Source organism: Mesorhizobium sp. M4A.F.Ca.ET.022.05.2.1 (genome assembly GCF_003998845.1).
Lineage (GTDB): Bacteria > Pseudomonadota > Alphaproteobacteria > Rhizobiales > Rhizobiaceae > Mesorhizobium.
Genome location: NZ_RZOJ01000213.1, coordinates 1 through 10,214 on the forward strand (window position 1 = coordinate 1; position 10,214 = coordinate 10,214).

The 10,214-nt window shown below is 66.5% G+C and carries 11 protein-coding genes; all 11 read left to right on the top strand.

Features of this window, described 5'->3' with window-relative positions; genetic code table 11:
• On the top strand, positions 1-901 hold a 901-nt coding region (locus EN745_RS21410), incomplete at its 5' end, for an ABC transporter ATP-binding protein (protein WP_145992084.1).
• Entirely contained in the window at positions 894-1,907 is a 1,014-nt protein-coding gene (locus EN745_RS21415) for an ABC transporter ATP-binding protein (RefSeq protein ID WP_127407535.1), read from the top strand. The genes EN745_RS21410 and EN745_RS21415, both read left to right, overlap by 8 nt.
• Positions 1,908-1,966: 59 nt before the next feature.
• Entirely contained in the window at positions 1,967-3,610 is a 1,644-nt protein-coding gene (locus tag EN745_RS21420; RefSeq protein WP_127422199.1) for a dihydroxyacetone kinase subunit DhaK, read from the top strand.
• 10 nt (positions 3,611-3,620) lie between these two features.
• Positions 3,621-4,220 (top strand): dihydroxyacetone kinase subunit DhaL, encoded by a 600-nt coding sequence (dhaL, locus tag EN745_RS21425; protein ID WP_127422200.1) that lies wholly within the window; start codon positions 3,621-3,623, stop codon positions 4,218-4,220.
• Positions 4,220-4,609, top strand: coding sequence for a dihydroxyacetone kinase phosphoryl donor subunit DhaM (dhaM, locus tag EN745_RS21430; protein WP_126056833.1), 390 nt, complete (start codon positions 4,220-4,222; stop codon positions 4,607-4,609). The genes dhaL and dhaM overlap by 1 nt, the downstream gene beginning before the upstream one ends.
• Positions 4,610-4,629: 20 nt before the next feature.
• Entirely contained in the window at positions 4,630-4,932 is a 303-nt protein-coding gene (locus EN745_RS21435) for an HPr family phosphocarrier protein (RefSeq protein WP_127422201.1), read from the top strand.
• Positions 4,933-4,973: 41 nt separating this feature from the next.
• On the top strand, positions 4,974-6,548 hold the full coding sequence (gene ptsP, locus EN745_RS21440) for a phosphoenolpyruvate--protein phosphotransferase (RefSeq protein ID WP_127422202.1): 1,575 nt from the start codon (positions 4,974-4,976) through the stop codon (positions 6,546-6,548).
• Between the two features lie 14 nt (positions 6,549-6,562).
• Positions 6,563-6,985: a hypothetical protein gene (locus EN745_RS21445; RefSeq protein ID WP_126056836.1), complete on the top strand. Its 423-nt coding sequence runs from the start codon at positions 6,563-6,565 to the stop codon at positions 6,983-6,985.
• Positions 6,986-7,067: 82 nt separating this feature from the next.
• Positions 7,068-8,054, top strand: a complete 987-nt coding sequence (dhaK, locus tag EN745_RS21450; protein ID WP_126056837.1) for a dihydroxyacetone kinase subunit DhaK — start codon at positions 7,068-7,070, stop codon at positions 8,052-8,054.
• Positions 8,055-8,178: 124 nt separating this feature from the next.
• The gene (locus tag EN745_RS21455; protein ID WP_127422203.1) at positions 8,179-9,198 is read left to right on the top strand and encodes a nucleotidyltransferase family protein; all 1,020 of its coding nucleotides are present in this window, start codon (positions 8,179-8,181) and stop codon (positions 9,196-9,198) included.
• The gene (locus EN745_RS21460) at positions 9,191-10,141 is read left to right on the top strand and encodes a formyltransferase family protein (protein WP_127422204.1); all 951 of its coding nucleotides are present in this window, start codon (positions 9,191-9,193) and stop codon (positions 10,139-10,141) included. The genes EN745_RS21455 and EN745_RS21460 overlap by 8 nt, the downstream gene beginning before the upstream one ends.
• The last annotated feature ends 73 nt before the right edge of the window (positions 10,142-10,214 follow it).

Consider the following 10,214-nt stretch of genomic DNA (forward strand, 5'->3'; position numbering starts at 1 on the left):
GCGCCGGGCGCGGGAGCGCGACATCGCCTTCGTCTTCCAGCTCTTCGCACTCTACCCGCACATGAACGTGCGTAAGAACATCGGCTTCCCGCTCTTGGCGCAAGGCATGCCGTCGGCCGAGATCCGCCAGCGGGTGGAGGAGACGGCGAAGCTGCTCCGCATCGATCATTTGCTTAACAAATCGGTCTCCGGCCTTGCCGGCGGCGACCGCCAGCGCGTCGCGCTCGGCCGCGCCATCGTGCGGCGGCCGAAATGCTTCCTGATGGACGAGCCGCTCGGCACCCTCGATACCGAGTTCCGCGATCTGATGGTGCATGAACTGCGCGAGCTGCACAGCCGCATCCACGCCACCACCGTCTACGTCACGCACGACCAGATGGAAGCGATGTCGATGGCCGACAAGATCGCCGTGATGAACCACGGCATCATCGAGCAGTTCGGAACCCCGCGCGAGATCTACGACCGCCCGGCGACGATGTACGTCGCCGAGTTCATCGGCTCGCCGCCGATGAATTTCCTCAAGTTCGGCGGCGGACTGGCCAGGGGCGCGAAGGAGATTCTCGTGCAGGGCGCCAAGGTCGCCGTGCCGGAGGTGCGCGAGGACATCGCACCGGCCGACATGGCGCTGGGCATCCGTCCCGAGCACATCCGCTTCGACGACGCCTCGAAATTGCGCGGCGCCATCTACGGCACCGAATATCTCGGCACCACGCAAATCGTGGCGGTGGAGACGGCGGACGGCATCATCAAGGCGCGGGTGCCGGCCGAGATCCGGCTCAATCCGGGCGAGCCGGTCGGCCTGTCGCTCAGCAGCGCTCGGCTGTCGCTGTTCGAGAAGGGCACCGGCCGCGCGGTGAAGACCGCCATGTATGACAAGGCAGCGGAGGCGCGCCATGGCTGACGTGCACATCAAGGGCGTGAGCAAGAGTTTTGGCGAGACCGTCGCCGTCGACAATCTCGACCTGCAGATCAAGGACGGCGAGTTCGTCGTGCTGCTCGGCCCGACCGGCGCCGGCAAGACGACGACGCTCAGGCTGATCGCCGGGCTGGAGCGGCCGGATAGCGGCACGATCCACATCGCCGGCCGCGACGCCACGGTGCTGTCGCCGGCCGAGCGCGACACGGCCTTCGTCTTCCAGCAATATTCGCTCTATCCGCACCTCTCAGTCTTCGACAACCTCGCCTTCCCGCTGCGCTCGCCGGCCCGCAAGCTCAGCGAGGACGCGGTGCGACGCCGCGTCGAGGAGGTGGCCAGGCTGGTGCGTATCCACCACAAGCTCGACAGCCGCTCGACCAAGCTCTCCGGCGGCGAGATGCAGCGCGTCGCCATCGGCCGGGCGCTGGTGCGCAAGCCGTCCATCTATTTGATGGACGAGCCGCTGTCTTCGCTCGATGCCAAGCTGCGCGCGGATCTCAGGCTCGAGCTGAAGCGCATCCAGTCCGAACTCGGCGCCACCATGCTCTATGTCACGCACGACCAGATCGAGGCAATGACCATGGCCGACCGCATCGGCATCCTGGCCGAAGGCGTGCTGGTGCAGATCGGCACGCCGCGCGCCATCTATTCCGAGCCGGCAAACCTTCATGTCGCGGCCCGCCTGGGGCAGCCGGCGATCAACCTTCTGCCTGCAGGGCTGCTGCCGGATGGCGGCGCGCCAACCGGTACCAGGACGATCGGCGCGCGCACCGAACACCTGTCGATCGAGAAGGCCGCGAACGGCCATGCCGACGGCGTCGTCGACTGGGTCGAGCATCTCGGCGACCAGAACCATCTGCATGTGACGGTGGGGACAAGGAAGCTGGTGACACTGACCGACCCCGACACGGCGCTCGAAAAGGGGGACAGGGTGACGATCCGCTACCGCTCGCCGCTTTATTTCGGCTCGGACGGGCAAAGACTGATGTAGGCGGACCGCGCACCCATCACACACCGATTGACGACCGCAGATACGGACTGGACGAATCCATGAAGCACTTTTTCAACCGCAAGGACTCGATCGTCACCGAAGCGCTGGACGGCTTTCTTGCGACCGCCGGCTCGGGCACGCTGGCGCGGCTCGACGGCTATCCCGAGATCAAGGTCGTGCTGCGCGCCGACTGGGACAAGACGAAGGTTGCCGTCGTTTCCGGCGGCGGCGCCGGACATGAACCCTCGCACGCCGGCTTCGTCGGCGCCGGCATGCTGACGGCGGCTGTCTCCGGCGAGATCTTCGCCTCGCCCAGCGTCGAGGCAGTGCTGGCGGCGATCCGCGCCACGACCGGGCCGGCCGGCTGCCTGCTGATCGTCAAGAACTATACCGGCGATCGCCTCAATTTCGGCCTCGCCGCCGAGAAGGCGCGCGTCGAAGGCTTTGCGGTCGAGATGGTGATCGTCGGCGACGACATCGCGCTTCCCGACATCGCGCAGCCGCGCGGCGTCGCCGGCACGCTGTTCGTCCACAAGATCGCGGGGCATCTTGCCGAAACCGGCCGTGACCTGGTGTCAGTAGCAGCGGCAGCGCGGGCGGCGGCAAAGGACATTTTTTCGCTCGGCATCTCGCTCTCTTCCTGCTCGATCCCCGGTCAGGCGCATGAAGACCGCTTCGGCGCCGAAGACGGCGAGCTCGGCCTCGGCATCCATGGCGAGCCGGGCGTCGAGCGTATCGCCTTGCAGAGCGCCGGCTCACTCGTCGCCATCATGGCCGAGCGCCTCGCCGCGCGGCTCGATGCCGGCAGCAGCTACGCGCTCCTGATCAACAATCTCGGATCGGTGCCGCCGCTCGAAATGTCGCTGATCGCCAATGCGGTGCTCGCCTCGCCGCTGGCGAAGGCGGTGACGCTGACGGTGGGTCCCGGCCATCTGATGACCGCGCTCAACATGAACGGCTTCTCGCTGTCGCTGATCAGGCTGGATGCCGAACGCGAGGCGGCGCTGCTGGCGCCGGTCGGTCCGCACGCCTGGCTGCCGACGAAGCCGGTTCGCCAGCCGGTCGTCGTGGCGGCGGCCAAGCCGGCGGTTCACGCCACCGCGAAGGCGGCGAGCCGCGACACCGCCGCCGAGCGGTTGATCACCGTCGTTTGCGAGAAGCTGATCTCGCTGGAGGAGCCCTTGAACGGGCTAGACGCCAAGGCCGGCGACGGCGATACCGGGTCGACGGTGGCGACCGGCGCGCGCAGCGTGCTCGAGCGTCTCGACACGCTGCCGCTTGCCGACCGGGCTGCAACGCTGGCGGCAATCGGCGATACGCTGGGGACCGCGATGGGCGGTTCGAGCGGTGTACTTTTGTCGATCTTCTTCACCGCCGCGGCGCAGACTTTGGGTTTTGGCGCGACTCTGCCCAAGGCGCTGCTCGCCGGCCTCGACCGGATGACCTTCTACGGCGGCGCAAAGGTCGGTGACCGCACCCTGGTCGACGCGCTGGAGCCGGCGCTCAAGGCGCTCGATACAGGCGGGCTGGAAGCTGCCGCGACGGCCGCGCGGCACGGAGCGGAGGTCACCGCCGCGATGCAGAAAGCGAAGGCCGGGCGCTCCGCCTATATCGGCCGCCAGCTTGACGGCGTCGCCGATCCAGGCGCATTCGCGGTGGCGGAAGTGTTTGTGGCCGTGGCGGCCATGTTCGCCCCGGCATGAAGGACAGAGAATGGCCGCATCCGATTTCTCCAACTTGATCGTGGCGGCGGCGAACACGATCGCGGCGCATGCCGAGGAACTGACCGGGCTCGACCAGGCGATCGGCGACGGCGACCACGGGCTGAACATGAAGCGCGGCTTCGAGGCGGTGCGGGCCGACGCCGAGGCGATCGCCGCGAAGCCCTTGCCGGACGCTTTGAAGGCGATCGGCACCAAGCTGGTGATGACCGTGGGCGGGGCCTCTGGCCCGTTGTTCGGCACGCTGTTCATGGCGCTCGGCAAGGAACTGCCGGGCACGCCTGACCGCGCCGCGCTGACGGCAGCGCTTGGCAGGGCGATCGAGGCGGTCGCGGCGCGGGGCAAATCGCAACCTGGACAAAAGACCATGCTGGACGTGCTGCAGCCGGTGTATGAGGCGCTGGCGCAAGGCAAGACAGGCACGGAAATCGCCGATGCCGCCGATCACGCGGCTGACGCGACTGTGCCGATGAAGGCCCTGCGCGGGCGCGCCTCCTTCCTGGGCGATCGCTCGATCGGGCATATGGACGCTGGGGCACGCTCGACCGCGCTTCTGGTACGCGCAGTCGCTGAAACCGTCGAGGACCGCTGATGAGCAACGTTGGTATCGTCATCGTCTCGCATTCGCCGCTGGTCGCCGAAGGCACCGCAGACATGGTGCGCCAGATGGTCGGCGACGAAGTGCCGCTTGCATGGTGCGGCGGAAACGGCCATGGCGGGCTCGGCACCAGTGTCGAGGCGATCATGGGCGCCATCGACAAGGCCTGGTCGGAGGCGGGCGTCGCCATCCTCGTCGATCTCGGCGGCGCCGAGACCAACAGCGAGATGGCGGTCGAAATGATCGGCGAACCGCGCTCGCACAGGATTGTTGTGTGCAACGCGCCGATCGTCGAGGGCGCGGTCATGGCGGCGACGGAAGCCTCCGGCGGCGCCTCGCTCAAGGAAGTGGTGGCGACGGCGCATGAACTTTCGCCGTCGTGAATGAACGGGAACCCGACCGCATGTCCGCATCCGCCGAAGCCATGGTCCTGATCACCCACGATGTGGGTCTGCACGCGCGCCCTTCGGTGAAGTTCACCAAGCTCGCCAAGTCGTTCGCGGCCGAGGTGGAAGTGGCCTTGGCCGCCAACGGTCCCTGGTTCGACGCCAAGAGCATCGTCAAGGTCATGGCGGCCAAGGCGCCTAAGGGAACGCTGCTGTACATCCGCGCCAAGGGCGACGGCGCGAGCGAAGCTGTCGAAGCGCTGGTCGATCTCGTGCAGCGTGATTTCGACGAGGAAGCGGACCATGCCCGGTCCGCTTGAGACGGACTCGCATGTGGCCGGAACCGCCGGGAACGCGGGCCATGCGGATTGAGGGTGTTCCAGCCTCCACGGGCTATGCCGAAGGGCCGCTGTTCGATCTCGACCGGCCGCCTGCCGCCTACACAAGCAAGTCGAGCGCGGCGGAGGAGATTGCGGCGCTGGAGACCGCGATCGGCAAGGCGGTAAGCCGGCTCAGCGCAATGATCGAAACCGCCGACGGCGATGCCGCCGGCATCCTGGAATTCCATATCGCCATGCTGCAGGACCATGCGCTGAGCGCGCCGGCCTTCGCCTCGATCGGCTCCGGCCAGGCCGCCGATGTCGCATGGCGGGCGGCGCTCGACGCCGAAATCGCCGGCTACGACGCGTCAGACCAGGACTATTTCCGCGCACGCGCCGCTGATCTGCGCGACATACGCGACCAGGTCCTGCGTGCGCTGAGCGAGGACGGGGAACCCACGGCACCCCTCGGCGCCATCTTCCATGGAGAGGACATCGCGCCGACGCGCTTCCTCGAAATCGACTGGAGCGCCGGTGGCGGCATCGCGCTCAGGGCCGGCAGCACCGCCAGCCATGTCGCCATGCTGGCGCGTGCGCGCGGCGTGCCAATGGTGGTCGGGCTCGGCACCTTCCCGGCCAGCCTCGCAGGCATGGCGTTGCTCGATGCCGAGCACGGCGGGATGATGCTCTCGCCCTCACCGGCCGAGATCTACGCCTTCCGGCAATCATCGTCCTCCTTCGCCGCGCGCCTGGGCGCGGCGCAGTCTTTCCTGACCCGGCCGGCGGTGACCAAGGCGGGAACCGCCGTGCGCGTGCAGGTCAACATCGCCAACCCTTCCGACGTCGATGGCATCGACATCTCGACCTGCGACGGCGTCGGGCTGATGCGGACGGAGTTCCTGTTCGGCAAGGCGCTGCCGGACGAGGAGACGCAGTATCATGCCTACTGCAAGGTGCTGGAATGGGCAGGCGACAAGCCGGTGACCATCCGCACCGTCGACGCCGGCGGCGACAAGCCGGTTGCCGGCTTCACCGTCGAGGAGACCAACCCCTTTCTCGGCCTGCGCGGCATCCGGCTGTCGCTCAAGCGGCGCGACATTTTCCGGGTGCAGATCAGGGCATTGCTGCGCGCCGCCATCCACGGCAATCTAAAGGTCATGTTTCCGATGATCGCCACGCCCGAGGAATACAGCCAGGCCGCCGCGCTGTTCACCGAGGAGCAGGCGAGCCTTGCCGCGCGCGGCGTCGCGCACACGATGCCGCCGCTCGGCATCATGGTCGAGGTGCCTTCTGTGGCGATTGCGCCGGAAGCTTTCGTAAACGTCGCCTTCTTCTCGATCGGCTCCAACGACCTGACGCAATATGTGATGGCGGCGGCCCGAGACAATGCCGCCGTCACCTACCTCAACTCGGTTCGGCATCCGGCGGTTCTTAGGTTGTTAGAAGCGGTGGTGCGCTTCGGACGGGAGAAGGGGATTCCGGTGAGCCTGTGCGGCGATGCGGGCGGCGATCCGGCCGCCATTCCGGCACTGATCGAGGCAGGCCTGCGCGACCTTTCGGTCGCCCCAGCACAACTCGCCATGGCCAAGGCGGCCATCGCTGAAGTCCCGGTCTAGGCGGCGTGGCGAAGATGGAGAAGCTACCCGAAGCGAACTCCGAAGAGGCGATCCGCGCCTACAAGACGATCCTGTCGCTGGTTATCGACCAGCGGCCGTCCGGTATGCGACAGCGGCTCGCCGATGCGCTCGGCAAGCATCGCAGCTTCGTCACACAGATCTCCAGCCCGGCCTATTCGATCCCGATCCCCTCAAAACATTTGCCGGCTATCTTTTCCGTGTGTCATTTCAGCCCGGCCGAGCGCGACCAGTTCCTCGCCGCCTATCATCAGGCGCATCCCGGCAAGATGTCGGCGGCTTCCGGGCCGCGCAAGACACGCCATGTCTCGCTCATCGTGCCGGATTTCGGCGACGACAAGCAGAATGCGGCACTCGACCGGGCGATCAACGAATTCATCCAGAAGATCACCAGCATCGCCGGCAAGGGCAGCGGCTAAACTGAGCAATTCCAGGAAAAGTGTGCCGCGGTTTTCCGTTCGGAATTGCGTACAAATTCGAGACTGTTCCGGGAGGACAGCCATGAAGAAATTCATCAACGCAGTAGACACGGTGCTGACCGAGAGCCTTGACGGCTTCGTCGCCGCCCATTCGGATATCCTTATGCTGGGCGATGACCACAAATTCGTCCGCCGCAAGGTGCTGAAGCCCGGCAAGGTGGCGCTGATCTCGGGCGGCGGCTCCGGCCACGAGCCGCTGCATGGCGGGCTGGTCGGTCACGGCATGCTGGACGCCGCCTGCCCCGGCCAGGTGTTCACCTCGCCGACACCCGACCAGATGATTGCCGCCGTGCAGGCCGTCGACACCGGCGCCGGCTGCCTGTTCATCGTCAAGAACTACGAAGGCGACGTGATGAATTTCGACATGGCTGCAGAAATGTCGGAGGGCGTCATGCAGGTGGTGACCAATGACGACGTCGCGGTCGAGAACTCGTCCTACACCACCGGCCGGCGCGGCGTCGCCGGCACGCTGGTGGTGGAGAAGATGGTCGGCGCGGCGGCCGAGCAAGGCATGGCGCTGAACGAGCTCAAGGCGCTCGGCGAACGCGTCAACGGCGCGACGCGCTCGATGGGCGTGGCGCTGACCAGTTGCACGGTGCCGGCGGCGGGCAGGCCCACCTTCGAAATGGGTGACGGCGAGATGGAGTTCGGTGTCGGCATCCATGGCGAGCCCGGAAGGCGGCGCGACGCGCTGAAGAGCGCCGATGCCATCGCCGAGGAGGTTTGCACAGCCATCGCCGGCGACCTCGGCGAGCGGGCAAAAGGGCCGGCGCTGCTCTTCGTCAACGGCTTCGGCGGCACGCCGTCGATGGAGCTCTATCTGATGTACAACAGCGCCCGCAAAATCTTCGGGAAGAGCGGCGTGACGGTGACCCGCTCGCTGGTCGGCTCCTACGTGACATCGCTCGACATGGCCGGCTGCTCGATCACGCTGACCCTGCTCGACGACGAGATGACGGCATTGTGGGACGCGCCGGTGCACACGGCGGCGCTACGCTGGGGACTTTAACGCTGGGTTTCTGCCCTCGCCAGATCAAATCCCAGTCGAAGCTGTTGCTGCGCTGGCTTCCCAGGCGCTTTTCTGCAACCTTGTCGCAACATTGTTTTCCAATGCGCAAACACCGACCGGGTTGATGCTGCCACCACTTGCGCCCGCCGACGAGAAACTGCTGCTCACCTATGCTGACCCCGAGGCAGAGCTGGCCGTAGCTTCCACGGCAAGAAGCCTGTTGGCGCTGCTCGACAATGCCGAGTTCCACGGCGTGCTGCCGATCATGCTGCGCAAACTGCGGGAAACAGGCGATGCGCATCTGCCCCAGGATGCTGACCTGCAAGCGAGATTGGCCGAACTGGGCGAGGCATCGACGCTGGTCACCGGCCAGTCCATGCTGCTGCAATATCATGGCGAGCGCATCATGAAGGCGCTTGCGGCGAAGGCCATTCCGGCTCGGATCGTCAAGGGGCCGGTGTTCGCGCGCAAGCTCTACAAACATGTCTCGGACCGGCCCTTCACCGACATCGACATCCTGGTCGAGCCAGCCAGCATCAACGAGGCCAACCGGGTGATCGCCGCCTCCGGCTTCGAGCTCTGCAGCGGCGAAGCCCATTCGCACGACCTGCAGGAGTTCAAATGGCTGGAGAAGGAGAATTCCAGCCTGCTGATCGAGCTGCACGGCAATCTGGTTCATGATTCCGGCATGCGGCGGCGGCTGTCGCTGGGTTTTCGCGACTTGCAGGCCATCGACGGCGACGGAACCGACACGCCGGCGGCGCTGCTGACCATCGCCATCGTGCATGCGGCCGGTGGACACAAGTTCCACCGGCTGCAGCTCTGTGTCGACGTGCTGCAAGGCGTGCGGGCGTTGCAGTCGGCGGCGGCCGAAGCGCGGCTGCTGGATGCCGCGCGCATGACCGGCATCGAGCTCGAACTGGCGACCGTGCTCGACGTGACCGGCAGGCTTTTCGACGAGGCGCGCGCCCTCGACCTTGCCAACCGGGTCAAGCCCGACCTCGGCATCCGGCTCGCCAGGCGACTGATTACCCGCGAGACGCTGCTCGGCGTCAATTCAAGGGACAAGATGCGCTCGCGGCTGCGCCGCGACGCGTTCCGCTGGATCCAGCGGCTAGCGAGGCCGAGGCCGTATCGTGGCTGATCACACAGCAGCCCCGGACAGACCCATCTCGGCCGTCTTCATCATCGAAATAACGCCGATCACGGCCCCGATGCTCGCCGGCTGGCTGGAGAAAGGCCATCACATCGCCGCGCTTGTCGTGCCTGGTCCGCGGCCCGGCAAACAGTCGAGCTTCAGCACCTGGCGGCGGCGGCGCAAACGCAAGCTCGTGCTGAAGCGGCATCTTATCCCCACCGAGGTGCCGCTGATCGAATTCAGCCGCCCGTACGACTGGGCCGCGCTTGGCCAGCGCCTTGCCGGCTTCCACGCCGATGTCCTCATCACGTTCGGGTTTCTCACGCTTATTCCCGAGACCTTGCTGAAGCTGTTCGCGAAAGGCGGACTGAACCTGCATCCGGCGCTGCTGCCCAACTACAAGGGCCCGCATCCGATCGCGCGGCTCGTCGTCGACGAGCAGTATGAGGCGCATGGCGGGGTGAGCCTGCACAAGATGACGTCGGGCTTCGACGAGGGCGACATCCTGGCGCAGATCGCATTCTCTCCTGGCGATTGGCACTCGACGGCGACGCTGTCGCGGGCACTGGCCAGCGGGATGAAATTGCTGGTGGCGGAGGCCGCGCCCGATCACTGCGCCGGCAGGCTCGAAGGCGTGCGGCAGCCGGAAGGGAACTTCACCTGGGCGCAACTCGGCCGCAAGCCGGTGGTGGTCGGCAGTCAATGGTCGAGCGCCCATATTGCCAGGATCTGGCGCGTGGTCGGGCGTGGCGTTGCGCTCCATGTGCCGATAAACGGGAAGCTGGCCCGGCTGGCGTACCCCATCCGCAGGCTCGGCCCGGCGACTGGCGAACCGCCGGCAAGGCGGTGGGGGATGATCGAATTCGATTGTGCCGACGGCCGCATCGCGCATCTTGCCTATAATGGTTTCGCGCGTCAGCTGACGCGCTGGCAGCGCGCGTTCGGCTGACTGCGGCTCGGGCAGAAGTCCTTCGAAATGCGCCGCTTTGGCGAGCGCGCCGAAGGCCCGCGGTGAATCAGGC

Excerpts from the sequence above, each read along its gene's own strand:
- dhaL (WP_127422200.1), top strand. The coding sequence starts at position 3,621 with ATGGCCGCATCCGATTTCTCCAACTTGATCGTGGCGGCGGCGAACACG.
- EN745_RS21420 (WP_127422199.1), top strand. The coding sequence starts at position 1,967 with ATGAAGCACTTTTTCAACCGCAAGGACTCGATCGTCACCGAAGCGCTG.
- EN745_RS21435 (WP_127422201.1), top strand. The coding sequence starts at position 4,630 with ATGTCCGCATCCGCCGAAGCCATGGTCCTGATCACCCACGATGTGGGT.
- EN745_RS21415 (WP_127407535.1), top strand. The coding sequence starts at position 894 with ATGGCTGACGTGCACATCAAGGGCGTGAGCAAGAGTTTTGGCGAGACC.
- EN745_RS21455 (WP_127422203.1), top strand. The coding sequence starts at position 8,179 with ATGCTGCCACCACTTGCGCCCGCCGACGAGAAACTGCTGCTCACCTAT.
- ptsP (WP_127422202.1), top strand. The coding sequence starts at position 4,974 with ATGCGGATTGAGGGTGTTCCAGCCTCCACGGGCTATGCCGAAGGGCCG.
- dhaM (WP_126056833.1), top strand. The coding sequence starts at position 4,220 with ATGAGCAACGTTGGTATCGTCATCGTCTCGCATTCGCCGCTGGTCGCC.
- dhaK (WP_126056837.1), top strand. The coding sequence starts at position 7,068 with ATGAAGAAATTCATCAACGCAGTAGACACGGTGCTGACCGAGAGCCTT.
- EN745_RS21445 (WP_126056836.1), top strand. The coding sequence starts at position 6,563 with ATGGAGAAGCTACCCGAAGCGAACTCCGAAGAGGCGATCCGCGCCTAC.